This window comes from Seonamhaeicola aphaedonensis (genome assembly GCF_003386195.1).
In the GTDB taxonomy this organism is placed as follows: Bacteria; Bacteroidota; Bacteroidia; order Flavobacteriales; family Flavobacteriaceae; genus Seonamhaeicola; species Seonamhaeicola aphaedonensis.
Genome location: NZ_QRDX01000007.1, coordinates 23,373 through 50,082 on the forward strand (window position 1 = coordinate 23,373; position 26,710 = coordinate 50,082).

Annotated in this window: 31 protein-coding genes; 10 read left to right on the plus strand and 21 right to left on the minus strand. The window is 31.8% G+C overall.

Translation table 11 applies throughout. From position 1 onward, the window contains the following. Positions 1-59 precede the first annotated feature (59 nt). The 11 genes from coaE to DFQ02_RS11775 form a co-directional block, all read right to left on the minus strand. Positions 60-647, minus strand: coding sequence for a dephospho-CoA kinase (gene coaE / locus DFQ02_RS11725; RefSeq protein WP_116524635.1), 588 nt, complete (start codon positions 645-647; stop codon positions 60-62). Next, positions 644-1,603, minus strand: coding sequence for a YbbR-like domain-containing protein (locus DFQ02_RS11730; RefSeq protein WP_245940258.1), 960 nt, complete (start codon positions 1,601-1,603; stop codon positions 644-646). Before DFQ02_RS11730 ends, coaE begins: the two co-directional genes overlap by 4 nt. Then, complete coding sequence (locus DFQ02_RS11735; protein WP_116524636.1) at positions 1,600-2,607, minus strand: glycosyltransferase; 1,008 nt, start codon at positions 2,605-2,607, stop codon at positions 1,600-1,602. Before DFQ02_RS11735 ends, DFQ02_RS11730 begins: the two co-directional genes overlap by 4 nt. 60 nt (positions 2,608-2,667) lie before the next feature. Continuing rightward, positions 2,668-3,486 (minus strand): enoyl-ACP reductase FabI, encoded by an 819-nt coding sequence (locus DFQ02_RS11740; RefSeq protein ID WP_116524637.1) that lies wholly within the window; start codon positions 3,484-3,486, stop codon positions 2,668-2,670. A gap of 101 nt (positions 3,487-3,587) precedes the next feature. Then, a complete protein-coding gene (gene recN, locus DFQ02_RS11745; protein WP_116524638.1) occupies positions 3,588-5,240 on the minus strand; it encodes a DNA repair protein RecN in 1,653 nt (550 codons plus the stop codon). A gap of 43 nt (positions 5,241-5,283) precedes the next feature. Beyond that, entirely contained in the window at positions 5,284-6,171 is an 888-nt protein-coding gene (porD, locus tag DFQ02_RS11750) for a type IX secretion system protein PorD (protein WP_116524639.1), read from the minus strand. Next, on the minus strand, positions 6,164-7,375 hold the full coding sequence (coaBC, locus tag DFQ02_RS11755) for a bifunctional phosphopantothenoylcysteine decarboxylase/phosphopantothenate--cysteine ligase CoaBC (protein WP_116524640.1): 1,212 nt from the start codon (positions 7,373-7,375) through the stop codon (positions 6,164-6,166). Before coaBC ends, porD begins: the two co-directional genes overlap by 8 nt. Before the next feature lie 169 nt (positions 7,376-7,544). After that, positions 7,545-7,874 (minus strand): DNA-directed RNA polymerase subunit omega, encoded by a 330-nt coding sequence (locus DFQ02_RS11760; RefSeq protein ID WP_116524641.1) that lies wholly within the window; start codon positions 7,872-7,874, stop codon positions 7,545-7,547. Positions 7,875-7,885: 11 nt separating this feature from the next. After that, complete coding sequence (locus DFQ02_RS11765) at positions 7,886-8,740, minus strand: outer membrane protein assembly factor BamD (RefSeq protein WP_116524642.1); 855 nt, start codon at positions 8,738-8,740, stop codon at positions 7,886-7,888. Positions 8,741-8,927: 187 nt separating this feature from the next. Further along, entirely contained in the window at positions 8,928-9,800 is an 873-nt protein-coding gene (gene dapA / locus DFQ02_RS11770; protein ID WP_116524643.1) for a 4-hydroxy-tetrahydrodipicolinate synthase, read from the minus strand. After that, the gene (locus tag DFQ02_RS11775; protein WP_116524644.1) at positions 9,793-10,320 is read right to left on the minus strand and encodes a DUF6913 domain-containing protein; all 528 of its coding nucleotides are present in this window, start codon (positions 10,318-10,320) and stop codon (positions 9,793-9,795) included. Before DFQ02_RS11775 ends, dapA begins: the two co-directional genes overlap by 8 nt. A gap of 124 nt (positions 10,321-10,444) precedes the next feature. On the opposite strand from DFQ02_RS11775, the gene DFQ02_RS11780 reads away from it, so the two are divergent. The 3 genes from DFQ02_RS11780 to DFQ02_RS11790 all read left to right on the plus strand — a co-directional run bounded on the left by DFQ02_RS11780 (position 10,445) and on the right by DFQ02_RS11790 (position 12,503). Then, positions 10,445-11,134, plus strand: a complete 690-nt coding sequence (locus DFQ02_RS11780) for a 5'-nucleotidase C-terminal domain-containing protein (protein ID WP_245940259.1) — start codon at positions 10,445-10,447, stop codon at positions 11,132-11,134. 5 nt (positions 11,135-11,139) lie between these two features. After that, positions 11,140-12,054, plus strand: coding sequence for a bifunctional metallophosphatase/5'-nucleotidase (locus DFQ02_RS11785; protein ID WP_116524645.1), 915 nt, complete (start codon positions 11,140-11,142; stop codon positions 12,052-12,054). A 62-nt stretch (positions 12,055-12,116) separates the two neighbouring features. Continuing rightward, on the plus strand, positions 12,117-12,503 hold the full coding sequence (locus DFQ02_RS11790) for a DoxX family protein (RefSeq protein ID WP_116524646.1): 387 nt from the start codon (positions 12,117-12,119) through the stop codon (positions 12,501-12,503). Here DFQ02_RS11790 and DFQ02_RS11795 read toward each other — a convergent pair. From DFQ02_RS11795 to DFQ02_RS11810, 4 genes are all read right to left on the minus strand, one after another. Next, the gene (locus tag DFQ02_RS11795; protein WP_147297770.1) at positions 12,484-13,245 is read right to left on the minus strand and encodes a hypothetical protein; all 762 of its coding nucleotides are present in this window, start codon (positions 13,243-13,245) and stop codon (positions 12,484-12,486) included. The two genes, DFQ02_RS11790 and DFQ02_RS11795, sit on opposite strands and share 20 nt — an antisense overlap. Positions 13,246-13,331: 86 nt before the next feature. Then, the gene (gene ligA / locus DFQ02_RS11800; RefSeq protein WP_116524648.1) at positions 13,332-15,326 is read right to left on the minus strand and encodes an NAD-dependent DNA ligase LigA; all 1,995 of its coding nucleotides are present in this window, start codon (positions 15,324-15,326) and stop codon (positions 13,332-13,334) included. A gap of 48 nt (positions 15,327-15,374) precedes the next feature. Then, positions 15,375-16,232 (minus strand): peptide chain release factor N(5)-glutamine methyltransferase, encoded by an 858-nt coding sequence (prmC, locus tag DFQ02_RS11805; RefSeq protein ID WP_317124699.1) that lies wholly within the window; start codon positions 16,230-16,232, stop codon positions 15,375-15,377. Beyond that, positions 16,229-16,720, minus strand: coding sequence for a GNAT family N-acetyltransferase (locus DFQ02_RS11810; protein ID WP_116524649.1), 492 nt, complete (start codon positions 16,718-16,720; stop codon positions 16,229-16,231). Before DFQ02_RS11810 ends, prmC begins: the two co-directional genes overlap by 4 nt. A gap of 53 nt (positions 16,721-16,773) precedes the next feature. Between DFQ02_RS11810 and DFQ02_RS11815 the strand changes: the two genes are divergently transcribed. Genes DFQ02_RS11815 through DFQ02_RS11830 form a run of 4 tightly spaced genes read left to right on the plus strand, consistent with a single transcriptional unit; the run spans position 16,774 to position 19,486 of the window. Then, positions 16,774-17,229, plus strand: coding sequence for a hypothetical protein (locus DFQ02_RS11815; protein WP_116524650.1), 456 nt, complete (start codon positions 16,774-16,776; stop codon positions 17,227-17,229). Between the two features lie 3 nt (positions 17,230-17,232). After that, positions 17,233-18,273 carry a bifunctional diaminohydroxyphosphoribosylaminopyrimidine deaminase/5-amino-6-(5-phosphoribosylamino)uracil reductase RibD gene (gene ribD, locus DFQ02_RS11820; RefSeq protein WP_116524651.1) on the plus strand — a complete coding sequence of 347 codons (1,041 nt, stop codon included), beginning with the start codon at positions 17,233-17,235 and terminating at the stop codon, positions 18,271-18,273. After that, on the plus strand, positions 18,266-18,874 hold the full coding sequence (locus DFQ02_RS11825; protein WP_116524652.1) for an HAD family hydrolase: 609 nt from the start codon (positions 18,266-18,268) through the stop codon (positions 18,872-18,874). Before ribD ends, DFQ02_RS11825 begins: the two co-directional genes overlap by 8 nt. A gap of 3 nt (positions 18,875-18,877) precedes the next feature. Then, the gene (locus DFQ02_RS11830; protein WP_116524653.1) at positions 18,878-19,486 is read left to right on the plus strand and encodes an IMPACT family protein; all 609 of its coding nucleotides are present in this window, start codon (positions 18,878-18,880) and stop codon (positions 19,484-19,486) included. Here DFQ02_RS11830 and DFQ02_RS11835 read toward each other — a convergent pair. Further along, entirely contained in the window at positions 19,483-19,887 is a 405-nt protein-coding gene (locus DFQ02_RS11835; protein WP_116524832.1) for an acyl-CoA thioesterase, read from the minus strand. The genes DFQ02_RS11830 and DFQ02_RS11835 overlap by 4 nt on opposite strands. Before the next feature lie 186 nt (positions 19,888-20,073). Here DFQ02_RS11835 and dnaA point away from each other — a divergent pair, with 186 nt between their 5' ends. The 3 genes from dnaA to DFQ02_RS11850 are packed head-to-tail and all read left to right on the plus strand — an operon-like array spanning position 20,074 to position 22,688. Beyond that, a complete protein-coding gene (gene dnaA, locus DFQ02_RS11840) occupies positions 20,074-21,501 on the plus strand; it encodes a chromosomal replication initiator protein DnaA (RefSeq protein WP_116524654.1) in 1,428 nt (475 codons plus the stop codon). 12 nt (positions 21,502-21,513) lie between these two features. Then, positions 21,514-21,966, plus strand: a complete 453-nt coding sequence (locus DFQ02_RS11845) for a low molecular weight protein-tyrosine-phosphatase (RefSeq protein ID WP_116524655.1) — start codon at positions 21,514-21,516, stop codon at positions 21,964-21,966. Between the two features lie 8 nt (positions 21,967-21,974). Beyond that, a complete protein-coding gene (locus DFQ02_RS11850; RefSeq protein ID WP_116524656.1) occupies positions 21,975-22,688 on the plus strand; it encodes an SAM-dependent methyltransferase in 714 nt (237 codons plus the stop codon). 4 nt (positions 22,689-22,692) lie between these two features. Here DFQ02_RS11850 and DFQ02_RS11855 read toward each other — a convergent pair whose 3' ends face one another. The 5 genes from DFQ02_RS11855 to dapF form a co-directional block, all read right to left on the minus strand. Further along, complete coding sequence (locus DFQ02_RS11855; protein WP_116524657.1) at positions 22,693-23,340, minus strand: peptidoglycan-binding protein LysM; 648 nt, start codon at positions 23,338-23,340, stop codon at positions 22,693-22,695. 112 nt (positions 23,341-23,452) lie between these two features. Next, entirely contained in the window at positions 23,453-24,361 is a 909-nt protein-coding gene (locus DFQ02_RS11860) for a DUF2279 domain-containing protein (RefSeq protein ID WP_245940260.1), read from the minus strand. Continuing rightward, complete coding sequence (gene mltG / locus DFQ02_RS11865) at positions 24,361-25,404, minus strand: endolytic transglycosylase MltG (protein ID WP_116524658.1); 1,044 nt, start codon at positions 25,402-25,404, stop codon at positions 24,361-24,363. Before mltG ends, DFQ02_RS11860 begins: the two co-directional genes overlap by 1 nt. A gap of 1 nt (position 25,405) precedes the next feature. Continuing rightward, positions 25,406-25,930: a GNAT family N-acetyltransferase gene (locus tag DFQ02_RS11870; RefSeq protein WP_116524659.1), complete on the minus strand. Its 525-nt coding sequence runs from the start codon at positions 25,928-25,930 to the stop codon at positions 25,406-25,408. Then, complete coding sequence (dapF, locus tag DFQ02_RS11875; RefSeq protein WP_116524660.1) at positions 25,927-26,700, minus strand: diaminopimelate epimerase; 774 nt, start codon at positions 26,698-26,700, stop codon at positions 25,927-25,929. Before dapF ends, DFQ02_RS11870 begins: the two co-directional genes overlap by 4 nt. Positions 26,701-26,710 lie beyond the last annotated feature (10 nt).

Below are 26,710 nucleotides of genomic sequence, written 5' to 3' on the forward strand. Positions count from 1 at the left end.
TTAACATTTAGCGCACTTATGTTTTAACCTTACATTAACAAAAATGTTAAAATTACGAATTAACCTATATTTTGTAGTATGTTTTTATGAACTTCATTAACTTGATTTATAGTTTTTTGTAGTTCAATATTCTGAATTACAAAGTCTGACAACTTCACTTTTTCCTCGTCAGGCCATTGGTTTTTTATAATAGCTGTAATCTTATCTCTTGTAGTATTATCACGCTTTAATAGCCGTTGGATTCTAATTTTAATAGGAGCAGTTACGGTTATAACATAGTCGCATTGTTTATGGCCGTCGTTTTCAAATAAAATGGCCACCTCTTTTATAACATAGGGTGCTTTTTGTTTTAAAATCCATTTTTCAAAATGTTTAGCCACCTTAGGATGGACTATAGCATTCATTTTTTTCAAATAACTAGTATCATTGAAAATAATGTCTGCTATAAAAGGTCTGTTAAGTTTGTCTTCAATATATACCTTTTCACCAAATAAATTAATCAATTTCCTTTTAATGATTTTAGACCTATTCATAAGCTTTTTGGCCTCTTCATCAGCTATATAAACAGGTACTCCCAATTTTTTAAACTCTTTTGCAACAGTAGTTTTCCCACTGCCTATACCCCCTGTAAGCCCTACAATAGTCATTTATTTATTATAAATTCTATTTGTTGTTGATTAATTTTGGCATTCTTTACCATTTCTGGAAACTCTATTAGTTCTGGTACTAAAAACGACTGATTTTCCATAATTTTTGAATAATCACAAATGACTTTAAAATCATTTAGCTTAATAGATTTAAAGTTTTTTAAACTTACGTAATAGGATACATTAACGTCCTTTGGAAAGTATTTTAAATTGACACCACTGGGAACATTAATAATTCTTACTGGAACTTTTAAAGTGCCCTCAGTAAATTTTTCAACTTTGGCTTTTAGCGTAACATTGGCGTCTGAAAACTTTAAATCTTTACTTTTTTTAGGTAGCTCTAGTTTTGTTTTAAAATCTAAATCCGCTCTAACATCATTTAAAACAACTTGCTCTGTTTCTAGCACATTAATTTTAGAAACTAGCACATGTGGGCCAATAACCATAACAGAATCGGGTTCTATTGTAATAGGATGACTTGTATTGTATCCAGCTCCATACTTAATATCGGCGTTTAACTTTACAGGAACATTTTTAACCATATTCTCACCATACCTGAACACCAATGAATCTGGAGTCATGCTAAGTAACTGTACTTGTTTGTCAAACTGCGTGTTATTTAGATATGCAACAGACTTATTCCAAAGATAAACCGATTCTTTTTGAGTAACGTCTTTAGAAAAGTCTATTTTAATTTTGGGTTTATTAATATAATACCTAAACCATCTAAATCCATGTGTTTTAAGCGTCATATTGAGATAGGTAGAGTCTTTTAAAATAAGTTTCTCTTCAGGAACATTAATTTTTTCAATCTCAAATGCTATGGTATTCGTGTACTCTTTTGAAAGCTTTGAAAAAATTAAAATTAAAAATGAAAAGAGCAGGAATAAAAGAAACACATTGATTCGTTTACTCCTAAATGATGTCGCTATTTTCGATTTTAATTTTCTAATCATTTTTCTTTAAAAAACAACTTTGGAAAATAGGTCTCAGGGTCATTATTTAAAACAGACACCGCCCAAGTAGATTCTAAAAAACCTAGTCCGTAACCCATAAACTGAACTCCAATTGCTAACAATGACATTGCAGCTACTGCTATATTTTTTGTGGTAAACAACGCTACCAAAAATACCACTATAAAGTACAAAATATATAAAAACAAGAGTTTGTTAAATCCAAAAATTGCTAACAAAATAGATATGTCAAGCCCTATAATGAAAAAACTTGGGAACCAATAAGTTATTTTTTTAGTTGAAGGATGCCATTTATTTAAAATAGGTCTTACCAGTCCAAATTTATGAATCTGCGTGTAAAACTTAGACCATGAAATTCGACGCTTATGAAATACTTTAGCCTCTGGGATTAGCTTAGTTTTAAAGCCTAAATTCCAAAGTCTGATGGATAAATCGGGGTCTTCTCCTGGATGTATACGTCCAAATCCGTTAGAGGCTTCAAAGGCTTTTTTTGAGATACCCATATTAAAACTTCTGGGTTGAAACTTATCTACACTTTTCTTATTACCCCTTATTCCACCCGTAGTAATAAAGGAGGTCATAGCAAAATTTATAGCCTTTTGGAGATTAGTAAACGACTCATGTGCTGCATCTGGACCACCGAAACAATCTACATAAAAATCTGACAAACTTTTTTCAACCTCAGTTAAGTAATTTTTGGGCAAAATAACATCACTATCTAAGATGATAAAATAATTACCTTTGGCATGCTGCATCCCAAAGTTTCTGGAATCTCCTGGACCAGAATTATCTTTAAAGAAATATGAAATATTAAGTTTATGATAAAAACGCCTAACCACTTCCTTTGATGATATTGAAGAACCATCTTCTACAATAACAATTTCATAATCTGTTGTAGTTTCCATAGCCAAAAAACTTTGTAAAAGTTCTTCTACTTCGTCTGGTCTATTAAATACAGGAATTATAAAAGAAAATTGTAATTGCATAACACAAATGTAACAAAAAAGCCACCCTTTAAAGGTGGCTTTTAACAGTATATTTTTCTATTATTCTTCTCCTACAAAAGTACTCATAACAGCATCACTCACTCCCATATTGCTAAATCCACCATCATTATATAAGTTTTGCAAAGTAACGCGTTTTGTTAGGTCACTAAACAATGTAACGGTATAGTTTGCACAGTCTAAGGCAGTAGCATTACCAAGTGGCGACATTTTTTCAGCATACGCTATAAATCCGTCAAACCCCTTTACACCACTACCTGCAGTTGTTGGTGTTGGTGACTGGGAAATCGTGTTTACACGAACTTTTTTATCTCTTCCAAAGAAGTACCCAAAACTACGTGCTATACTTTCTAAATAAGCTTTGTTATCTGCCATATCATTATAATCTGGAAACACACGTTGAGCCGCCATATAGGTTAAGGCTACAATACTTCCCCACTCGTTCATAGCATCCAATTTATAAAGTGTTTGCATGACTTTATGAAATGACATTGCAGATACATCGGTTCCTTTTTGAGTCCAATCATAATTTTGATCAGTATAGCTTCTACCTTTTCTAACGTTTATTGACATTCCTATAGAATGTAAAACAAAATCTATTCTTCCTCCTAAAATCTCCATAGATTTTTCAACCAGATTTTGTAAGTCTTGTAGAGAGGTTGCATCAGCAGGGATAATTTGAGAACCCGTTTTTTCTGCTAATTCATTTATTTGCCCCATTCTCATGGCAACAGGCGCATTGGTTAATACAAATTCACCTCCTTCTTCGTGAACGCGTTCTGCTGTTTTCCAAGCAATTGAATTGGAATCTAATGCTCCAAAAATAATTCCTTTTTTTCCTTTTAATAAATTATGTGACATATCTTGGTTAGTTTTATGTAAATATTAATTTGTTGATTTTTTGTTAAACCGGGTTCAAAAATAATAAACTTTTAACTTTTAGCTTTAAACTACCCTCTTTTTCAATTGAGTAATTCTTTTGCGTGAGCTATGGCTGAAGACGACATTTCTATACCTCCCAGCATTTGAGCAATCTCAACGACACGTTCGTCATGATTTAACTTTACTAAGTTAGTTTGCGTAACCTCATTGACATCTTCTTTGTATACTTTGTAATGTGTATGTCCTTTGGCTGCAATCTGTGGTAAATGCGTTATAGAAAACACCTGCATAGTCTTACTCATTTCTAACATAATATCTCCCATTTTATTAGATATTTCTCCTGAAACTCCAGTATCAATTTCATCAAACATAATAGTTGGTAACTGAATGTATTTAGATAATATAGACTTAATTGCCAGCATTATTCTTGATAATTCTCCACCAGAAGCTGCTTTTTTAAGTTCATTAAAACTACCGCCTTTGTTTGCAGAAAACAAAAACGATAATGTGTCTTTTCCGTTGAAAAGGAAACTATCTACTGAAGTCACCTCTATTTTAAACTGAGCATTTGGCATTCCTAAATCGGCTAATATAAGTTCTAGTTCCGATTTTAAATGAGGAATAGTGTCTACTCTACGTTTATGTAATACTTCTGCCAAAGTGTTTAACTTCTCAGTTTGACTATTAATTTCTTGTTCCTTTTTTGAAATGGTTTCATCTAAATTCTCAGTGACAGCCACTTTTTCTTGAAGTTGTTCCCTAACTTCTATGAGTTCTGAGATATTCTTAGTCACATGCTTTTGCATTAAATCATGCAAAGTTTTTAACTTAGTATCTACTTGTTCTAAACGTCTTGGGTCTGCCTCTAAACTTTCTTGAAGCATATCAACATCACTAAAAACATCATCTATTTCAATAAGACTGCTATTAACACGGTTGAATAGGTCTTCATATTTTGAAGACATTCCAGATAATTTTTGAAACGTATTTTTTAACAACGTTAAGGTTGGTAATGCACCTATTTGCTCATCACTTAAAAGTTGGTAGGCTTCAGATAGTTTTTCTTTTATACCTTCAATATTATTGAGTGTTTCATACTCCTCTTCTAAAGATTCTAACTCTCCTTCCACTAAATTGGCATCTACCAGTTCATTTAATAAAAAGGTGTTGTAATCATGTTCTTTAATAGCTTCAGCTTGAAATACCAAGAGCTCATTTAATTCCTTTTGAAGTTCCTTGAAAACTTTTAATTGCAATTGATATGCCTGTAAAGATGTTTCATTATTAGCCAAAGCATCTATTACCTGAAATTGAAAGTCATTGTTGGTAAGTTGCAAAGTTTGGTGTTGCGAATGAATATCTATTAAACATTCTCCTAAAAGCTGTAGACTATTAAGATTTACTGGTGAGTCATTCACAAAAGCTCTTGATTTACCAGATGGTAGAATTTCACGCCTAATTATGGTTTGGGGTTCATAATCAAAACCTTCTACCTCAAAAAGTGATTCCAATTTATAATCTGAAACGTTAAAAACTGCTTCAATAACGCATTTCTTGGAGGTATCCTTTAAACTACTTAAATCGGCACGTTTACCTAGAATTAATGACAAACCACCTAATAAAATAGACTTTCCTGCTCCTGTTTCTCCAGTTATTATTGAAAACCCACTATTGAAATCCACTTGTAAATCATCAATTAAAGCATAATTATTTATTGAAAGAGAAGTAAGCATATTTTAGTTTTCGGTAATATTTAAAAGTTTTGCAAGAAACCACCTAATATTTAATGCTTTGCCATAAACTACTGTGCATGGGCGCCACTTTCTGAAGCATCTCTTTTAAGCTTGCAATGTTTACATTAGGTCCATCACTAAAAATTTGAGCAATTTCATCAGCCTTGGCATCAAAAAAGGTACGTAATAAAAAAGAATTAGGACGTCTACTATTCATAGCTTGAAACTTCTTTAAAGCTTCGGCTATCTTTTCTTTACCCTCTTTTGTATTCTCACTCATAATATCTAGCCCTTGTCTATGATAGGCATGCATTACCTGTCTATACTCTATAAAGGTGGGAGACAGTATATTATCTATAAGCATAAATCTACTCTGTAATCCATCCTCCAATTTCCAACCAATAAAATTACCTTGTTGTGAATAATTAGTAATTATTTGGGCTTGCTTAAAATAAGAGTCTCCTCCATTTGGAGCAAAAGAATCGGCATCCAATCCTAAAATCATATAAACGTGAAAAGATATTACCGATATTAAATTCGATTCAAACTGTGTTGGATTGAATATTAAATTTTGAAATTCTAAATATCTAAAATTAAAATCTTTGTCATTATAATTATAGATAGGTGTACTATAAGATGATCCAAAAACAGGACGTGATGATTGCACTTGCAACGATGCCTGAAAAGCTTCTCCGCTATAGTTGGTAATATTTACTACCATACTACAATCTATGCGCTCTTGAGATAAATAGGTTTTATTAGTCCATTTAGTATTATTAACAAATTCATTTAACTGTTTTTCTAATGTCTTAAAAATTGGGAAATTCTCATTACCAGTTTGTCTGGCATTAACAACCACACTACAGTTTAATTCTTGAGCCCATCCTGTAATAGCTAAGAAGTGGATTAAAACAGTTAAGATATTACGCATGTATTTTTCTTATAATTTCGTTTAATAAATCTTCAGCAACTTCAGCCTTAGATTTTAACTGAAATGTTGTAACATTTTCATCCTCATCAATAAAAGTAACTTTATTGGTATTACTTTTAAAACCCGCCCCTTTATCATTTAACGAATTTAAAACAATTAAATCTAAATTCTTTCTTTTTAATTTATCTTTTGCGTTTTCTAATTCGTTGTTAGTTTCTAGTGCAAAACCAACTAAATACTGGTTTGTTTTTATGTCTCCTAAAGATGCTAAAATATCTTTAGTCTTTACCAATTCTAGAGATAACGTTTCATCCTTCTTTTTTATTTTTTGAGAAGCTACTTCTTTAGGTTTATAGTCAGCCACTGCAGCAGATAGAATAGCTACGTTTACATTGCTAAAATGTTTATGTGTTTCATCATACATATCCTGCGCACTTGTAACAGCTATAACTTTTATTAAGCTATGTGATATTTTTTGATGCGTTGGTCCTGTTATCAAAACAACTTCAGCTCCCAAGTTAGATGCCTTTTTCGCAATTTCAAAACCCATTTTACCACTAGAATGGTTTCCTATGAACCTAACGGGATCTATGGCTTCATACGTTGGTCCTGCAGTAATTAAAAACTTTTTCCCTTTTAAGGGTAATTTGCCTAAAATATCATTTTCAATAAAAGCAACAATATCTTCAGGCTCTGCCATTCTACCCTCACCTACCAATCCGCTAGCTAATTCGCCACTGGTAGCTGGAATCATAATATTCCCAAAAGATATTAGCTTTTCAATAGAAGTTTTAGTGGTTTGGTGTTTGTACATATCTAAATCCATGGCAGGGGCAAAATACACTGGACATTTAGCTGATAAATAAGTTGCCAACAACAAATTGTCGCAAACGCCATTAGCCATTTTTGATAAGGTGTTAGCTGTAGCTGGTGCCACAATAAACAAATCTGCCCAAAGTCCTAAATCTACATGATTGTTCCAAACAGCATTATCATCTTCTTCATTTGTAAATGAGGAATAAACTGGATTTTTTGATAAAGTTGATAAGGTTAAAGGGGTAATAAACTCTTTTGCAGCTGGTGTCATGACTACTTTTACACTAGCACCTGTTTTTATAAATAACCTTACTAACGAAGCCGTTTTATAAGCAGCTATACCTGCACTTACTCCTAATAGTATATTTTTACCGCTAAGTATACTCATAAAAATAGCTTTTCAAGATTATTTAGTTAACCGCTTTCTTTTTTGGTATAAACTACAATTTACAACCACAACTAGTGTTATACTTGAAAACTTGTGTTTAAAAAAAGAAAATTAAATGTACTAAATTCTCCTGAAAAGCTAAATGCTTTTAAAAATTAACTTTTAGATATTATTCCTGAGAGTCTTGCTCAGTATTTCTAAAATAAACTTTATCTGTTAACCATTCTTGAATAGCTAAAGCATGAGGTTTAGGTAATTTTTCATAAAACTTAGAAACCTCAATTTGTTCCTTATTTTCAAAGATTTCTTCAAGACTATCATTGTAAGTTGCAAACTCCTCTAACTTATCAATAAGCTCTTTTTTAATCTCTGTATTAATTTGTTCTGCTCTTCTAGCTATAATAGAAATAGACTCATAAATGTTACCTGTTGGCTCATCAACTTGATTTCTATCATAGGTTACTGTATTAACCGGAGCATTGATTTTCTTTAAATCCATCTTGATTATATTTAACTTTTCGTGCTATACTGTTTTAACTCTTCTTCTACAAGGTTGGTCATTGCGTTTACTTGCTCTATATATTTTGACTTAGTAAACGTTCTTAAAAAAAACGCACTATCTTCTTTTGCAGTTTCTAAGCGTTGCTTTCTTAAATGAACTATACCTTCATCTTTTGAGTTTTTATATTCTATACTATTAACTGCTTGCTGAAAAACAGCATCTAATCTGTAAAATAGAGCATCTTCTCTTAATCTTGAGCCTGGAAAATCATATAGAAAATTATCAAACGATTTTATTGCTGCATTAAAATCTCCTGTATAACCGGGAGCAATTTCACCATATTGCTTAGCAATGGCAAAGGCTTTTTGTTCTAACTTAAAATCTAATTCCTGTACAAGCGTATTGGCTTCTTCAAAAAATTCAGATTCAGGAAACAGGTTTATAAATTCTTGAGTTTTTGCAATGGCTTCTTTTGTTTCTGTTTGGTCCTTTGTGTAGATTGGCGATAACATGTAGTAGCTTTTTACACTTAAAAAAGAAGCCTCTTCAAACTTTTCACTTTTAGGATAACTTTTGGTAAATTGTTCAAACCTGTAAGATGAAATATAATAGTCTTTCATCTTGTAAAAAGTCATGGCATACAAAAACATAAGCTTCTCAGCTTGTGGTTTTCCTCTATATTCAGGAACTATTTGTGCAAAAAGTCTGTTTGCCTTAGCATATTTTTCTTCGTTAAAAAGAGCTTCTCCCATTTCAAACTTTTCTTTGGTAGCACCTTCTCCTGTTAGTTTAAGTACTTTTTGGTACTCACTACAAGAACTAAAAACTATTAAGGTTATTAATATGTAAAAAAGCTTTTTCATGGATTTTAAAACAGAACGCAAAATTAAGTTATTAATATGGATTTTAAAAATATAATTTTGTAGCTAAAATAATTGCATAATATCAGGAATAACAACGTTTAAGTAATATTTAACTTTTAAGTTTGAATATGATAAACCTGTAACTTAAGGCTTGCTTTAAATTTGTTTATCTGTATACTAAAAAGTTTTATGACAAATAAGCCTTTATTTTTTGTTTTAATTCTTTAGATGCTGGAACTACCGGTAATCTAACAGTATCATCACATAAACCTAATGCCTCAAAAACCGCTTTAATACCTGCTGGATTATTTTCTTCAAAAATATACCCAGTAACATCCATTAGTTTAAAATGTAGTCTGTAAGCTTCTATGACATTACCTTTTAAACCTAAACGAATCATTTCTGAAAAATCTTTTGGAAGTGCTTGTCCTATTACAGAAATCACGCCAGCTCCTCCAGCTAAGACAACACCTAAAGCCAAATCATCATCACCTGAAATTACCAGAAAATCGCTCGGTTTGTTTTTAAGTAATTCAAAATATTGCGCCATGTTATTCCCTGCTTCTTTTACCGCAATAATATTGTTAAAGTCATTAGCAAGCCTTAAGGTTGTTTGTGGCTCCATATTTTTTGAGGTTCTACCAGGAACATTATATAAAATAACATCAATAGGTGATGCTTCTGCTACCGCTTTAAAGTGCTGATATAATCCTTCTTGTGTTGGTTTATTGTAGTAAGGTGAGACCGACAAAATAGCATCAATACCATTAAGATCTGTTGATTTAATCTCTTCAACAACTTGAGCAGTATTGTTTCCTCCAATACCTAAAACTAAAGGTAAACGTCCCTTGTTGGTATCAGAAATGGTTTTGATAACCTCTTGTTTTTCTTGTTTAGTTAAAGTCACACTTTCTCCTGTAGTTCCACAAATAACCAAATATTCTGTACCATTTTCAATATTGTAATTTACAATATTTGCTAATGCTTGATGATCTATACTCAAATCTGGATTAAATGGTGTAACTAAAGCAACTCCAGTTCCTAAAAACTTACTATTCATTTTCAATTTTATTTAATATAGTTAAGTATCTAAATATTTCGTTTTTAAATACTTCAAATTCTGTTATATCTGTTTTTATTATTAAATCGTTTAAACGCTCATCGGTCTGTAAAACTCCTATTTTAAATTTAGCTTTTGACGCTGCCGTTATTAACTTTAATTCTAAAACTTCCTGTTGGTAATAACTTACTAATACATCAAAACTTTCATCTAAAAAAGATTGCAATTCAACATTTTTTATTGTGCCATTCCATCCAAAATCATTTGGATTAAAGCATACTTCCCAAAAATTCAAATCGTCTTTTTTGTTTTCAGAAAAAGCAACAATCTTTAACCTGTTAGCTTTTATCTTAATAAAATTGGCTAATTTTCTAAAAGATTCAAAATCATTAAACTCATCAGCGTTTAAGATAACCCCTAAACTTTCTGCCCTAGAATTAGTAACGTTTACCAACCGTTTAGACAACAATTTGTTTAAGTACTTTTTATTAGATTTTTCCTTAAAACCCTTTAAAAACATTTATATTTATACTTTGCGCAAAGGTAGCAAAAGTACATTCAAAAAACTGATTAAACACATGAGGTTTACACTTTTATTCATTTTGTTAAATTTTTTAGTTTTTTCTGGTTGCAAACAAGAAAAGATGCACTTAATAAAAATTGAAGGTCAACAAATTCAAATTACTGATTTACTTACCTCAAACCAAAATATTGAAGCCTTTGTAAGACCCTACAGAGAGCATATCAATAAAGATTTAGATAGTGTTTTAGCGTATTCACCATCTACTTACACAAAAGATGATGATGAACTAAATACAGCCCTAGGTAACTTAATGTGTAGTATTGTTTTTTCTGAAGGCAACCCTATTTTTAACAAAAAAACCGGTAAAAACATTGATGCAGTGGTGCTTAACCACGGTGGTATTAGAGCCCCTATCTCAGCAGGAGCTATTACTACAAGAACCGCATACCAAGTTATGCCTTTTGAAAATAAAATTGTAGTTGCTGGTATCAAAGGAAATAAAGTTATTGAAATAGTTGATTTTTTGGTAAAGAGTAAACGAGCTCATCCTTTTTTAGGGCTTAAAATTTTGCTTGACCAAGAATACAATCTCATTGAAGCTAGCATTAATGGTGAGAGTATCAACATTAATAAAACTTACTACATTGCTACAAGTGATTATTTATATAATAGTGGTGATAACATGTTGTTTTTTAAACCAAATGAAAGTGTGGTTAATTTAGATTACAAAATAAGAAATGCTATGATTGATTATTTTAAAAAAGTTGATACTATAAATCCTGTGAGAGACGATAGATTTATCAGACATTAATTTATATGAAAAGAAGAGATTTTATTCAACAACTATCTGCAGGAAGTGCTCTAACATTAGGAAGTTTAGGTTTTCAATCTTTTATATCGAACTCAAAAACTACTAAAATAACTATTCTTCACACCAATGATGTGCATAGTCATATAGATCCATTTGGACCCAACGATGGAAGAAATGCCAATACGGGAGGAGTTGCAAGACGCGCTAGCCTCATTGAAGCTATTAGAAAAGAAAACCCTAATACTCTATTACTAGATGCTGGCGATATTTTCCAAGGCACGCCGTATTTTAATTATTATGGGGGTGAATTAGAATTTAAGTTAATGAGTATGTTAAAATACGATTTGGCGACTATTGGAAACCACGATTTTGATAACAGTATTGATGGATTATATGCCCAATTGCCACATGCACAATTTGAATTTGTTTCTGCTAATTATGATTTTACAAATACCATCATGGATGCCCACGTGAAGCCCTTTAAAATTTTTAAAATAGATGGTATTAAAATTGGTGTTTTTGGCTTAGGAATAGAGCTTAATGGTTTAGTTGAAAAGTCTTTATACAAAGAAACAATATATCTTGATCCCTTAGAGGTCACTCAGGATATGAGTCGTATTTTGAAGACTGAAGAATATTGCGATTTGGTTATTTGTCTCTCCCATTTAGGTTACCATTACAAAAATTCACCAGACAGAATAAGCGATTTAAATTTAGCCGCAGCTACAAAAGATATAGATCTTATAATTGGTGGTCACACTCATACATTCCTAAAAAAACCAACCGTTGCTAGAAACATAGAAGGTAAAAATATACTTATCAACCAAGTGGGCGCTTATGGTATCAATCTCGGAAAAATAGATTTTTACTTTGATACAGATAAAAATAAATCAGCCAACGGAACCTCAATTTTAGTGTGATTATATAGTTTTTATAGTAAGTTTTGCTATTTGTTTCGTCTAAAAATCACAAATAAAGCAAAATGAAAAAATATATTCCATTTGGATTAAGACTTATTGTAGCCCTCATTTTAATACAAACCTTACGCTTTAAATTTACGGCCCACCCAGATAGCGTATATATCTTTACCAAAGTTGGTTTAGAACCTTATGGTAGAATTGCTATTGGAATTCTAGAACTAATTGCAGGGGTATTCTTACTCATACCAAAGACCATTTGGATAGGAGCAACATTAACTTTAACAGTTATAGGCGGCGCCATACTCATGCATCTTACTAAACTTGGAATAGAAACAAATAATGATGGTGGTATTTTATTTGTTACGGCTGTTATTACATTTTTTCTTTCTACAATAATATTGTACTTACACAGGCAGAGTATCCCCTTTTTTAAACTTCGGTTGATTTAGGTGAGTTTGAAATAATATTATGCAATTCTTCCTCTTTGGTATCTAGTATACTTATTTGTTTGCAAAAGAAATAAAAAGCAGATAACGTTAAAGTTGTTGATAAAAAATTAAGCAAATTTCTTTGAGCTATGTATATATAGGCAACTTCTATAACTTCAGAAAACACAATACAAAGAGCTCCCAAAAATAAATATAACGACTTCTGATTATCCCTACAAAAGAAATTTAATAATGCTCCAGATAACAATAAAAGCATCACTATATTGTAAGCTAACTCCAAATAATACTCACTAGAATTAGTTAATGTATTTACTATTGTTTTTTGAAGCACATAAACTACCCAAGCACTTAGTATTGTTAATACAATCAAATGTATTTTAAAATGTTTTATAATATGAAGTACATTTAACTTTTTACATATCTCAATTAAAAGAGCCACATAGGCTGTAACATATAAAGAATTGCCTATATAATAATCTAAATCATATACTAAGTAGTAATGCTCACTTTCGGGAATATAATCAACTAACAAACCTATAAGATCTGACCCTGCATAACACACAAGGAACAAAGTAAAAAAAGCTGTTTTCTGTTTAATAAACAAAAAATAAAATACAGCTATTGATGGTAGAATTAATGAATCTAATGTAAAAGCAACATTTTCATTACCCATAAATCCATAGACGGTAAATAATAGATAAATTATTAACACTAAACTTACCAAGGCTTTCGACTTGTACATTTTGATAGATTTGGTTACAGGACAAATATAAATAAATTTTACAATTAAACGGTAAAAAAATGCTTTTTATCGATTATTTTTTTAATTTATTTTATTTTTTGTAAGAAATCAAACTCAGAAATTATATCTATATGTAACTTTTCTGCTTTATCCTTCTTACTAGGTCCCATATTATCTCCAGCAACTATAAAACTGGTTTTTGAAGAAATAGAACTACTCACCTTTCCCCCATTATCTTCAATTAATTTTTTTAAATCGTTTCTTGAAATTGTTTCAAAAACCCCAGATACTACAATAGATTGCCCCTCTAGAATATTGGTTTGTCCTTCTAATTGCTCTTCAGATATCTTTAACTGCACTCCAAATTGCTTAAGCCTTTCTATTATTATGTTGTTTTCATGAGAGCTAAAAAAATCCACAACACTTTCTGCTATTTTAGCACCAATTTCATCAACATTGATTAAATCTTCTTCAGTAGCGTTCGCAATAGCTTCAATACTCTTATAATGTTTGGCAAGTTTTTTAGCAACTGTTTCCCCAACATACCTAATTCCCAGAGCGTATAAAACACGTTCAAAAGGAATATTTAGAGATAATGCTATCCCTTCTATTAAATTATCAGCGCTTTTTTCTGCCATGCGTTCTAATGGAATTACTTCCTCTTTAGTCAATTCATATAAATCTGAGTAATTATCAATAAGTCCAGCATTAACTAATAAAGCAACCGTTTCTCCTCCCAAACCTTCAATATCCATAGCCTTACGCGAAATAAAATGTTGAATACGGCCAATAATTTGTGGCTTACAGCCATTATAATTTGGGCAATAATGCTGCGCTTCGCCTTCCTTCCTTATTAACTCCGTTTCACATTCTGGACAGTGTGTAATATACTTTGTAGGGAGCGAAAATTCAGGACGTTTAGATAAATCAACTCCCAAAATCTTTGGTATAATTTCACCTCCTTTTTCAACATAGACCTCGTCACCTATTCTTATATCTAGTTTTTCAATTTGATCGGCATTGTGTAGTGACGCTCTTTTTACTGTAGTTCCAGCTAATTCAACCGGTTCTAAATTCGCCACAGGTGTTATAGCACCAGTACGTCCCACTTGATATGTGATACTATTTAATGTGGTTGACACTTGTTCTGCCTTAAACTTAAAAGCTATAGCCCAACGTGGTGCTTTTGCGGTATAACCTAGTTCCTCTTGTTGCTGTAAACTATTCACCTTAACAACAACACCATCAGTCTCGTAAGGTAGTATATGACGTGCTTTATCCCAATATTCTATAAACTCTATAACTTCATCAATAGAATTAACAAGTTTGGCAACATCAGGCACTTTAAAACCCCAAGCTCGAGCTTTTTCTAAACTTTCAAATTGGCTATCAATACCTAAGTTTTCAGCTTTGATGCTATATAAAAGACATTCTAATGGCCTTTTAGAAACCTCGGAACTATCTTGTAATTTTAAACTCCCAGATGCTGTATTCCTTGGATTTCTGTAGGGTTCTTCGCCTTTTAAAACGCGCTCTTCATTCATTTTATTGAAGCCTTCAAAAGGCAATACAATCTCTCCTCTTATTTCAAATTTTGAAGGATAATCACCCTGAAGTTGAAGTGGCACCGACCTAATGGTTTTAACATTAGCTGTAACATTATCTCCTTGAAAGCCATCTCCTCTAGTTACAGCTTTAACCAATACTCCATTTTCATAGATTAAACTAATGGATGCACCATCATATTTTAACTCACAAGTATATTGAATATCACCATCAACTAATTTTTTTATCCGTTTTTCCCAGTCCTGCAAATCTTCTTTAGAGTATGAATTATCCAGAGAATACATACGGTTTTCATGAACAACCGTTTCAAAATTTTTGGTTACCTCACCTCCAACACGTTGCGTTGGAGAATTGGCATCAAAAAACTCAGGATTCTGTTCCTCTAAAGCTTGGAGCTCTTTTAACTTTATATCGAACTCATAATCTGAAATAGTAGGGTTATCAAGTACATAATAATTATAATTATGGGCTCTGAGTTCGACTCTTAGTTGGTTTATTTTGTCTTTTACATTCATTTTAAACACTTATTCGCTATGATATTTTCGATAGATATCTAAAAAATACTAAACTGAAAACACTCCTTTTATCATTCTATCTTTATTGAAGATATCTTTTTTTAATTCTATGCTCTTAAAATTGTAATCTTTTAATAGTTGTAACATCTCATTTCCTAAATATTCATTGATTTCAAACAACAAAGTTCCACTTTCTTTCAAGTTCTTTTTTGAATACTCACAAATAGCTTTATAAAATAACAACGGATTATTATCTTCTACAAAAAGTGCTAAATGCGGTTCGTAATCTAAAACATTAGCTTTCATTAACGGTTTTTCTCTCACTCTAACGTAGGGCGGGTTGGATACAATAACATCAAACCTTGGGCTTTGGTCTTTGGTCTTTGGTTTTAAAATATCATCTTCAATAAATTGAATTTCAACTTTGTTCAGCTCAGCATTATACCTGGCTACCTTTAAAGCTTCCTTGCTGACATCTAAGGCATATACCTTTGTATTTGGTAAGTTTTTAGATAGAGAAATTGCAATGCAACCACTACCAGTACCTATATCTAAAACTTTTAATTCTGAATTTTGGTCTTTAAACTCTTGTATAATCCAATTCACCAACTCCTCGGTTTCAGGTCTGGGAATGAGCACATGTTCATTCACTTTTAATGATATTCCATAAAACTCTGTTTCTCCTAGGATATATTGAATAGGCTTTTCTTTTTTAAGCAACTCCAAAGCAGTCATAATCGTTTCTGGATTATCAATTTCAGCTTCAAAATTCAGCGCTAATTGCAATCTGCTCGTATCAAAATAAGACTCTGTTAGCAAGTAGAAAAAATTATCAATTTCTTCTTTAGAATATATTGAAGTTAATTCATTATGAAATTTATTTTGAATATCTCTCAACTTTATCATAAATCCTTAATCATCCAAACACCGCAGTTATAATGACCTGTATTCCCTAATGCTCCTTTTAAATGTTTAAAACCAAAACTCTCATAAATATGAATAGCAGCTTTTAATTGTGGTGCGGATTCTAAATAGCATTGCTCATATCCTAAATCCTTTGCAGCCTTTAAACACGTTTTAAACATGTTCTTACCAAGTCCTTTACCTCTTACTTTTGGGGAAAAATACATTTTTTGAAGTTCACAAATACGCCTATTAAAATCTTTTAAAGGTTTAATACCTGCACCTCCTAAAATTTCTACATTATGATCAATTACATAATAGATATCATTATCATTTTGATAAGACTCATACATTTTTGGAGTTTCTTCATCCTCATAGGCTGTACCAATTAAAGGGATATTAAATTCATGGAAACAAGCTCTAATAACTTGCTCTATTTGAGTATTATCTTGAGGCTGTATTTCTCTAATAACAATAGTATCTTTACTCACTTTAAAATGGTATTTTTGCGCAAGTGAAGATACTTAAATCTGTAAAAACGTAAATGAGAGCATTTATTATTTTATCAACAATTACTTTATTGTGTTGCTGTTGCACTGTAAGGGAAAAACCAGAATTTTTAAGGGTTGAGAATATAAAAGTATTGGAATCCTCTCCAAGTCAAGTTACACTTACCGCTAATGCTTTATTTTTAAATCCCAATGATATTGGTGGTAGGTTAAAAACAGATGCCATAAAAATATTTGTAAACAATAATGAAATGGCAACGGTATCAACAGAAAGTTTCAAGGTTCCTCCGCAAAAAGAGTTTTCTATTCCGCTTAGTGCTTATATTCCAACCGATAGTATTTTCAATAACAAAAGTATTGGTGGTCTTATTGGTAGTTTATTTAGTAAAAAAGTTAAGGTTCAATATAAAGGAGATATTGTTTACAAAGCACTAGGCTTTTCTTATACCTACACCATTGACAAAACAGAAAATATAAAAATTAAGATTTAGTACTTGGCAAACCATGAACTATACATACAACGTTGCATTGAAATTGGTAAAAACGGCTTAGGCACTACCCGTCCCAACCCAATGGTTGGCGCCGTAATTGTTCTTAATAATAAAATTATTGGAGAGGGTTATACTAGCGCTTACGGTGGTAATCACGCAGAATTAAATGCTATAAACTCTGTTAAAAACAAAGATCTTTTAAAAGAGAGTACACTTTATGTAACCTTAGAACCTTGCTCGCATTATGGCAAAACACCTCCCTGCAGTGACTTGATTATTAAACATAGTATTCCTAATGTAGTGATTGGTTGCATTGATGATAATACACTTGTAGCCGGAAAAGGTATTAAAAAATTGAGGGAAGCGGGTACAAATGTGATAGTTGGGATTTTAGAGCGAGCATGTAAAGAACACCATAAACGCTTTTTTACTTATCACAATAAAAAGCGCCCTTATATTATATTAAAATGGGCAGAAACCTCAGATGGTTTTATAGCTCCAGACACGAAAAACGAACAAAAACCTGTTTGGATTACCAACAAATATTCAAGACAAATAGTACACAAATGGCGCACCGAAGAGCAAGCTATTTTAGTTGGTATAAATACTGTAATACAAGATAACCCTAGTTTAACAGTTCGTGATTGGACAGGTAAAAACCCTATTAGAATTGTTTTAGATGGTGACCTAAAACTATCACAAGATTTTAATGTTTTTGATGATGCATCCAAAACCATTGTTATAACGGACAAAGAAGTTTCTTCAACTAAAAGCAATGTTTTTGAAGAAGTTGCATTTTATGAATCTAGTTTAGCGCATGAAGTATGCAACATTTTATTTGAACATCAAATAAACTCGGTAATCATTGAGGGTGGAAGCAAAACACTTCAAACATTTATAGATGAAAATCTTTGGGATGAAGCTCGAGTGTTTACAGGGAATACTTGTTTTAAAAAAGGCACTAAAGCTCCCATTTTAAATAGTAAATTAGTATCACAGCAAAAAGTTTCCAAAGACATTCTTAAAATATACAAGAATGATTAACACCATTATTTTCGATTTTGGTAATGTTTTTATCAATCTCAATGAAGCTTACACGTTAGACTATATAAAACATTTCGAGTCATCTAAACATTATACCGACATTATTGAAACCAATATTCAATTTGAAAAAGGTGAAATATCAAAAGATTCTTTTTTATCAAAATATCAAAGTTATTTTCCGATCCTATCCAAGGAGGAGATTATAAGTAAATGGAATTCCATTTTAGATGAATTTCCTAAATACAGGTTAGATTTCCTAAAAGATTTAAAGAAAAACTCAAATTACAAACTCATTTTATTGAGTAACACCAATGAACTTCATATAAGCTGGATTAAAGACAACATACCTTTTTATGAAGATTTTAAAAGCTGCTTTGATGAATTCTACTTATCACACAAAATCCAGTTGAGAAAACCAGATAAAGACATTTTTAATTTCATTCTAAATAAAAATAACCTCAAAGCAGAAACATGTCTTTTCATTGATGATAATAAAGATAACATTTTAACTGCCGATGACTTAAATTTAAATACATGGCATTTAAACCCAAAAAAAGAAGATATTGTAGATTTATTTAAAATTAAAAGTGCTTTATTTTAAAAATTGACTGAAAAAGACACATACAAAACTATTACTGAGACCATAGAGGATATCTTATTCAAGGATAAGAATAGCAAGTTTTTTGGATACGCCTTTCCCGTATTAAACGAAAACGAGGCTAAAGAACATATTGAAAATCTAAAAAAGAAACATCATTCGGCAAGACACTGGTGTTACGCCTATAAAATAGGAACCGAAACCGCTATATTTAGGGCTAATGACGATGGTGAACCCAGTAACTCTGCAGGCATGCCAATCTATAACCAAATACTATCTTTTAATCTAACCAATGTGCTAATAGTTGTGGTACGTTATTTTGGAGGCGTTAAATTGGGGGTTAGCGGACTTACAAATGCTTATAAAACTACAGCACAATTAACTTTAGAAGCGGCTAATATTATTAAAAAGACCATCAATGTTGATTATAACATCTTTTTTGGTTATCAAAATATGAATACGGTGATGAGAATTATCAAGGAAAAAAACTTAAACATCACTCATCAAAAAATGGAGCTAGACTGCCAAATCACAATTTCAGTAAGAAAAAAAGAAGCCGAATCTGTTTTTAAAACTTTTAATAAACTCTACGAAATAAATATCAAAAAAGTTTAACCCAAATTTCCAATGGCATCTAAAATATATTTTGGTGCCCGAGTTGGTTTATTAGTTTTCATGTCAATGAATACTAAACTGGTAGTTGCTGTTGTTAGAATTTCACCTTTTTCATTAGTGATTTCGTAATCAAATTCAATCTTTGCTGTGGGAATATTTTTTAATTGAGTTTTTACATTAATTAAGTCATCATAACCTGCTGACTTTTTATAATTTATATTCAACGAAACAACAGGAAGCATAACACCGCCCTCTTCCATTTTTTTGTATGAAATGCCTAGTTTTCTTAGCCATTCAATTCTTCCCATTTCAAGATATAATGCATAGTTGCCGTGATAAACTACACCCATTTGGTCAGTTTCTCCATAACGCACTCTTATTTGTATTTCGTCGAATTTCATTGTAATAATTAAATATTTTTTTGTAGCTTCGGAAAGCAAATAAACATGAGGAAAAATTTCTGAAAATTCAATAGAATTTCATTTTTTTTTTAAGAATTTTGTTCACATATTTGCCGTTAGAAGAAGGGGACGCTATTTCTGATTTCTTCTCAAATTACTAACTAACAAAAACCACAAAATTTAACAATGAGTTTAACTGCGGAATCAGTATGGAATAATTGTCTGGAATTCATAAAAGATAATATTCAACCGCAAGCATATAAAACATGGTTTGAACCCATAATTGCTGTTAAACTTACTGAAAATGCTTTAAGCATTCAGGTTCCAAGCAAATTCTTTTATGAGTGGCTTGAGGAGCACTACGTTAAAATTTTAAAAGTTGCCCTTACCAAAGAGCTAGGTAAAAATGCCAAATTGGTTTACATTATTAAAATGGAAAACACCTATGGCAACAAACAACCCTTTACAGAAAAGATTCCTAGTTCTAATAGAACAGCCGTAAAATCACAAGATGTTGATATTCCATTAAATAATAAAAGTCCTGAGTTAAGAAACCCTTTTGTTATTCCCGGTATTAGAAATGTGAAAATTGAATCACAGCTAAATCCCAACTATAGTTTTGACAATTTTTTAGAAGGAGATTCAAATCGCTTAGCCAGAAGTGCAGGTTTAGCGGTTGCCAACAAACCTGGAGGCACATCATTTAACCCGCTGCTTATTTTTGGTGGCGTAGGTTTAGGAAAAACACATTTAGCACATGCTATTGGTGTTGATATCAAAGATAAGTACCCAGAAAAAACCGTTTTATACATTTCAGCTGAAAAATTTACCCAACAGTACATTGATGCTATCAAAAAAAACAATAGAAATGATTTTATTCATTTTTATCAAATTATTGATGTATTAATTATTGATGATGTACAATTTCTTTCTGGAAAGTCTGGAACACAAGATGTTTTCTTTCATATCTTCAATCATTTACATCAAAATGGTAAACAAGTTGTACTTACCAGCGATAAAGCTCCAGTTGATATGCAAGATATTGAACAACGTTTGCTATCACGTTTTAAATGGGGACTTTCTGCTGAATTACAAACACCAGACTTTGAAACTAGGGTTTCTATATTAAAGAATAAACTTTATAGAGATGGCGTTGAAATGCCAGAGGAAATTATCGATTATGTTGCAAAAAATATTAAAACCAACGTAAGAGAATTAGAAGGTGCTATCATTTCTTTAATTGCTCAGTCATCCTTCAACAAAAAGGAAATCACGCTGGACTTGGCAAGAATTATTGTTGAGAAATTTGTTAAAAACACCAAACGCGAAGTTTCTATAGATTATATACAAAAAGTAGTATCAGACTATTTTCAAATGGATATTGATACGCTTCAATCTAAAACAAGAAAACGCCACATTGTTCAGGCACGTCAGTTAGCTATGTTTTTTGCTAAAAAATTCACCAAAGCCTCATTGGCAAGTATTGGTTCACAAATTGGTAAACGTGACCATGCCACTGTTTTGCATGCTTGCAAAACTGTAGACAACCTATCTTCAACAGATAAGCAGTTTAGAAAATACGTTGAGGATATTACCAAAAAACTTTCTGTATAAAACGCAATTCAAATGGTTAAAATTCTGATGGTTTGTTTAGGCAATATTTGCCGTTCACCATTAGCAGAGGGTATTTTAAAATCCAAACTAACCTCCCACTCCTTTTTTATTGATTCTGCTGGTACTGCTAATTATCATACTGGAAAACAACCAGATAGTCGTTCTATTGCTGTGGCTAAAAAATATGGATTAGACATATCACATCTCAAAGCTCGACAATTTACTGTTAATGATTTTGATAATTTTGATTTTATTTATGTAATGGATGATTCTAATTATCAAAATGTGCTACGCTTAGCCAGAAGTGAAAGTGATGTTCAAAAGGTTAGTATGATATTGAACCTTGTTTACCCAAATCAGAATTATGATGTTCCAGACCCCTATTACGGTGGTGACCAAGGTTTCGAAAACGTATACAAAATGCTGGACGAAGCTTGTACTATTATAGCTGACAAGCTGAGTTAATTTATTTAATGAACAGAAAAGGCCATCTATATCTAATTCCTTGCACTTTAGGTGAAAACGAACCTCTTGAGGTATTGCCCATTACTATCAAAGAAACTATTGAACGAATAAATATTTTTATTGTTGAAAACGAAAAATCTGCCAGACGTTTCATAAAAAAGATTACCCCTGAAAAATCACAACCCTCTTTACAATTTTTTATTTTAAATAAGCACACAGATATAACAGATTTGCCAAACTTTTTGAGTTCTTGCTCAAAAGGCGAAAATGTTGGTTTACTCTCTGAAGCTGGTTGTCCAGGAATTGCTGATCCTGGTGCAGATATTGTAAAAATTGCCCATAAAAAGAACATCAAAGTAATTCCCTTGGTTGGGCCATCGTCAATACTACTAGCATTAATGAGTTCAGGCATGAACGGGCAACGCTTTGCTTTCAATGGCTACCTTCCTATTGATAAAAACGAAAGGAAAAATGAATTAAGACGTTTAGAACGTTTATCACTTGAACAAAATCAATCTCAAGTTTTTATCGAAACACCTTATAGGAACAATAAAATGCTAGAAGATATCACTTCTGCTTTAGGTGAGCTCACCAATGTTTGTGTAGCTTGCGATATTACACTTTCAACAGAATTTATAAAAACACAAACAGTAAACCAGTGGAAAAAAAATATGGTAGACCTACATAAAAGACCTACCATATTCATCATCCATAAAAGTTAAAACACTAAATGGCTTTAGCTTTTCTATTAGGTTTAATAAAAGAAGTATCATAACCAGAAAAACGCTTCATATACGAGTAAACTGTGGTTCCAAAACCATCAGCAAAATTATCCAGTCCGTAACTTCTTAAATACTTTTTTACACTACCAGGTCCTGCTAAATGTGCAGCCGCTAAAATTCCAGATTCAGTAACAACAATACCATTAATTCGTTTTCCAACAAAATTTCTGATGTCTCGTCTTAAAATCCATTTATTACGCTCTGCGTTGGCAATAAACGCTTTTTCCTGTAGTTTAGGATCATTTAAAAACTGTTCTGGATTATGAATTCCAATCAGTTTTAATGTTTCTTTACCAAATTGATACTTGCCTAAATACCCAAATTTGTTTACGCAAGCATAATCACCTCTAGACTCTTTAAAAGCTAATGCTTCTTTAAAACCAACAAATGATTTGTCTAAAAACGGTGAGAAACCTTCGTTCGACGCTATAAGATTCTTATCTCTAGCCTCTAGACTTACTGTGTAGTTTAAGTCTAATCCTTTAGTAGAATACTTACTCAAATCAACAGTTTCGTTTGAACTAAACGAAACATACAATAAAAAGCATATTGTAAGTGTCGAAATTGAATAACTTGCAATATTCTTTACCATAATTTTAAATTTTTTCAGCACATTTTTAAATAAAAATTATGCCTTGAAATTTGAGCGTGCAAAATTATAAAAAAAAACAATATCATCAAAACTACTCGATTAAATACTTCTTTTAGTAGTAGAATAGATGAAATACACACCTTTTTTTACTAAATTCTAGAGTAGGAAAAGGCATTTTTATCATATTTATAATGCTAAAAATTGATCTTAATAAGGGAGAATGGGTTTTAATCCTATTCAAATTTACATCAAAACTCAAATAGAGTTTTCGTCTTCTTGAATTACTTGTTAACAACTGATTGTCAATATCTTCTGATTCCCCTAACATGCCTTCTGCCCCATAACCTACCGCTACATTTAGCCATTTGGGAATTTTACTGTCTCTAAAAAATGAATGGAGATTAACACTCAACCAATACGTTTGTCCGTTATAGTCTTTTAAAACCTGCTCTAATAGGTTATTACCAAGCTTTTCAGGATTAATTGAAGCATATTTTGTTTGGTGAAAAGAGTACTTAACATCAATTCGTTGCTCATTCCAAAGTAATTCTTGTCCAATATAGAGTCCTGTCCCTAAGCCATTTGCAGCGACATCACCCCATGAAAAACCCCATTCTTTTGAATAACCATCTAATATCTCCACAGCTGCTAAAAAACCAAAACCAAGCGTTGCTCCGTACCATAATTGATCTTTTTTACCTATCCCACTCCAACGCAACAAATCGGCTCCTGCTCTGCCTATTTGGTAAGATGTAAAAATATGCCCCATTTTATCCATTTGAAGCCATTGGGTATTATCGTTTACGGTATGAAATTTAGAGCGTTCAAAATCTGAATACCACAACTGGTTTAGTCCAACTAAGGAAACTGCAGCTATTGAAGCTTCAGAAATCACAACCAAATTTCGTCTTGGTATATTGAGTGAATCACTTGGTGTTAAAAAAGCATTGAGTTTAGATTGTGAATACGACTGAACAGAAATTAAAGCAATTAATAGATATTTAGCCCTAAACCACCTCACTATTTGTAAATTCCTTGTGAAGACAAATACTTTTGATATTCCCTAGCATTAATATTATGCTGTGATAATGTTTTGGCAAACTTATGAAAGCCCATTCGTTTAGCATCGGCTGCAAAATATAGGTATTTATGCTTTTCATAGTTTAAAACGGCATCGATAGCAGACAAGTCTGGCATGGTAACAAGCCCAGGTGGTAAACCTGTATATTTATAGGTATTGTATGGAGAATCGATTTCTTTGTGAATATTCAAAACACGTTTAATTGTAGTATTCCTATACTTTGGCAATTTATAGGCTGCAAATTTAAGTGTAGGATCCGCCTGTAAAGGCATGCCAATTTTCAATCTATTAATATATACCCCAGCAATTCTAGGTTGCTCTGTAGGTTGTTTAGATTCTTCGTAAACTATAGAGGCTAAAGCCATTACCTCATCTTTGGATAAACCAAGTGATTGGGCTTTATTCAAACGGATTTCGTTCCAAAACCTGTTATATTCCTTTAACATCCGGTCTCTAAATGCTTCTGCTGATGTGTTCCAAAAAAACTCATAACTGTTAGGTAGATACATTCCTAAAGCTGTTTCTTCTTTAAAATTGTTTTCAGCATAAAAACTATTATCCGTCATGGCTTTTAATAGAGAAATACTATCTGCCTCAATTTGAAGTGCAATTCTTCCGGCTAATTTTTCTATGGAATTTTGGTTATTAAATGATACTTTTACAGGAATATTTTTACTTCGAATAGAGTTAATAATATCATTATTACTCATCCCATTTTTAATAACAAATTTCCCAGCCTTGATATTACTGATATATTTTTTTTGTTTAGCCAAGGCATCAAACTTATTAATATTCTTCAGCAAGGGCTCCAATTGCTCTCTTACCTCTTTATAAGTATCATTTGATCTTATATAAATATAGGCTTCTTCATTATTAAATGAAGTATTAGGAACCATCATTGCAGAATAGATATAATAAGCAAAATAGCCTACAACTGCCAAACCTATTAAGGCAATAGCCCAAAGAATTTTTTTTAAGTACATGTTATTTATTTATGAGCTGAAATAAATATTCGTTTTTGTAAGCTCCATCAACATAATTCCAGTCTCTCTTTAATCCAACTTTTTTAAATCCTTGCTTTTCAAAAAGCTTGATGCTTTTTTCGTTATCTTCTGAAATACTGCAGTATAACTGATGTAAACCTAGATGTGCAAAACAATAAGATAGTAATAATTTTAAAGCCTCGGTACCATAACCTTTTCCTCTATTACCTGTATCTTTTAATAAAACACCAATTCCTGCTCTACTATTTTTAAAATCGAAATCATAAATATCAATCATTCCTAGTGCTTGATCTTTATAACTTGAAATAACCAATCGTAATTGTTTAACCTCATAGATATCTTTATGAGCATTTTCAATATATTGTTTAATTAAAAATCTAGAAAAAGGTGTTTGTGTATTGCTAATTTCCCAGATTGTTTCGTCATTTTCAACCGCATGGACAAACTCCAAATCTTCTGGTTCTAGGGCACGTAAATAGATATGTTCTCCTTTAAGTGTTGTCATATGGTTCCTTGGTACACAAATTTTGCAGGACCAATAAGCCAAACATTTTTATAAATACCATTGTCAACTTCAAAAGAAACTTTTAAGTCTCCACCTTGAACATTCAAATTAATGACGTTATTGTTCGTTTCTTTTCGAGCATGCATGGCTATGGCAACGGCTGTGACTCCAGTTCCACAAGATAATGTTTCATTTTCAACACCGCGTTCATAGGTTCTTACTGTAAAAGTATCATCAGAGATTTTTTTTACGAAATTAACATTACTACCTGTTTCATTGTAGGGAGCTCCATAACGTATTTTAGCTCCTTTAGTTTTGATATCGAAAGTATCAATATGCTCTTCAAATTGGACATGGTGTGGAGATCCAGTATCTAAAAAAGTATGATGGTCGTATTTTTCAATGGTTTTTACATCTACCATTTGAAGTTTTACTAAATCTCCTTCAATAGCAGCATGATGAACTCCATCAATGGCTTCAAAAACCGTTTCGTTAGTAATAACTCCTAAATCTCTTGCAAAAGCCACTAAGCAACGTCCACCATTTCCACACATGGTACTTTCATTCCCATCAGAATTATAATAAACCATTTTAAAATCGTAAACGTCATGGTTTTCTAATAAGATGAGTCCGTCAGCCCCTATGCCAAAACGTCTGTCACACAAAAAAGCAACGTGTTTGGTATTATTTTTGTCGAACGTTTGTTGACGATTATCAATCATCACAAAATCGTTGCCCGTTCCTTGATATTTGTAAAATTCTTGTTTCATAAAAGTTGAA

Excerpts from the sequence above, each read along its gene's own strand:
- coaE (WP_116524635.1), bottom strand. The coding sequence starts at position 647 with ATGACTATTGTAGGGCTTACAGGGGGTATAGGCAGTGGGAAAACTACT.
- DFQ02_RS11730 (WP_245940258.1), bottom strand. The coding sequence starts at position 1,603 with ATGATTAGAAAATTAAAATCGAAAATAGCGACATCATTTAGGAGTAAA.
- DFQ02_RS11735 (WP_116524636.1), bottom strand. The coding sequence starts at position 2,607 with ATGCAATTACAATTTTCTTTTATAATTCCTGTATTTAATAGACCAGAC.
- DFQ02_RS11740 (WP_116524637.1), bottom strand. The coding sequence starts at position 3,486 with ATGTCACATAATTTATTAAAAGGAAAAAAAGGAATTATTTTTGGAGCA.
- recN (WP_116524638.1), bottom strand. The coding sequence starts at position 5,240 with ATGCTTACTTCTCTTTCAATAAATAATTATGCTTTAATTGATGATTTA.
- porD (WP_116524639.1), bottom strand. The coding sequence starts at position 6,171 with ATGCGTAATATCTTAACTGTTTTAATCCACTTCTTAGCTATTACAGGA.
- coaBC (WP_116524640.1), bottom strand. The coding sequence starts at position 7,375 with ATGAGTATACTTAGCGGTAAAAATATACTATTAGGAGTAAGTGCAGGT.
- DFQ02_RS11760 (WP_116524641.1), bottom strand. The coding sequence starts at position 7,874 with ATGGATTTAAAGAAAATCAATGCTCCGGTTAATACAGTAACCTATGAT.
- DFQ02_RS11765 (WP_116524642.1), bottom strand. The coding sequence starts at position 8,740 with ATGAAAAAGCTTTTTTACATATTAATAACCTTAATAGTTTTTAGTTCT.
- dapA (WP_116524643.1), bottom strand. The coding sequence starts at position 9,800 with ATGAATAGTAAGTTTTTAGGAACTGGAGTTGCTTTAGTTACACCATTT.
- DFQ02_RS11775 (WP_116524644.1), bottom strand. The coding sequence starts at position 10,320 with ATGTTTTTAAAGGGTTTTAAGGAAAAATCTAATAAAAAGTACTTAAAC.
- DFQ02_RS11780 (WP_245940259.1), top strand. The coding sequence starts at position 10,445 with ATGCACTTAATAAAAATTGAAGGTCAACAAATTCAAATTACTGATTTA.
- DFQ02_RS11785 (WP_116524645.1), top strand. The coding sequence starts at position 11,140 with ATGAAAAGAAGAGATTTTATTCAACAACTATCTGCAGGAAGTGCTCTA.
- DFQ02_RS11790 (WP_116524646.1), top strand. The coding sequence starts at position 12,117 with ATGAAAAAATATATTCCATTTGGATTAAGACTTATTGTAGCCCTCATT.
- DFQ02_RS11795 (WP_147297770.1), bottom strand. The coding sequence starts at position 13,245 with ATGTACAAGTCGAAAGCCTTGGTAAGTTTAGTGTTAATAATTTATCTA.
- ligA (WP_116524648.1), bottom strand. The coding sequence starts at position 15,326 with ATGAATGTAAAAGACAAAATAAACCAACTAAGAGTCGAACTCAGAGCC.
- prmC (WP_317124699.1), bottom strand. The coding sequence starts at position 16,232 with ATGATAAAGTTGAGAGATATTCAAAATAAATTTCATAATGAATTAACT.
- DFQ02_RS11815 (WP_116524650.1), top strand. The coding sequence starts at position 16,774 with ATGAGAGCATTTATTATTTTATCAACAATTACTTTATTGTGTTGCTGT.
- DFQ02_RS11825 (WP_116524652.1), top strand. The coding sequence starts at position 18,266 with ATGATTAACACCATTATTTTCGATTTTGGTAATGTTTTTATCAATCTC.
- DFQ02_RS11835 (WP_116524832.1), bottom strand. The coding sequence starts at position 19,887 with ATGAAATTCGACGAAATACAAATAAGAGTGCGTTATGGAGAAACTGAC.
- dnaA (WP_116524654.1), top strand. The coding sequence starts at position 20,074 with ATGAGTTTAACTGCGGAATCAGTATGGAATAATTGTCTGGAATTCATA.
- DFQ02_RS11845 (WP_116524655.1), top strand. The coding sequence starts at position 21,514 with ATGGTTAAAATTCTGATGGTTTGTTTAGGCAATATTTGCCGTTCACCA.
- DFQ02_RS11850 (WP_116524656.1), top strand. The coding sequence starts at position 21,975 with ATGAACAGAAAAGGCCATCTATATCTAATTCCTTGCACTTTAGGTGAA.
- DFQ02_RS11855 (WP_116524657.1), bottom strand. The coding sequence starts at position 23,340 with ATGGTAAAGAATATTGCAAGTTATTCAATTTCGACACTTACAATATGC.
- mltG (WP_116524658.1), bottom strand. The coding sequence starts at position 25,404 with ATGTACTTAAAAAAAATTCTTTGGGCTATTGCCTTAATAGGTTTGGCA.
- DFQ02_RS11870 (WP_116524659.1), bottom strand. The coding sequence starts at position 25,930 with ATGACAACACTTAAAGGAGAACATATCTATTTACGTGCCCTAGAACCA.
- dapF (WP_116524660.1), bottom strand. The coding sequence starts at position 26,700 with ATGAAACAAGAATTTTACAAATATCAAGGAACGGGCAACGATTTTGTG.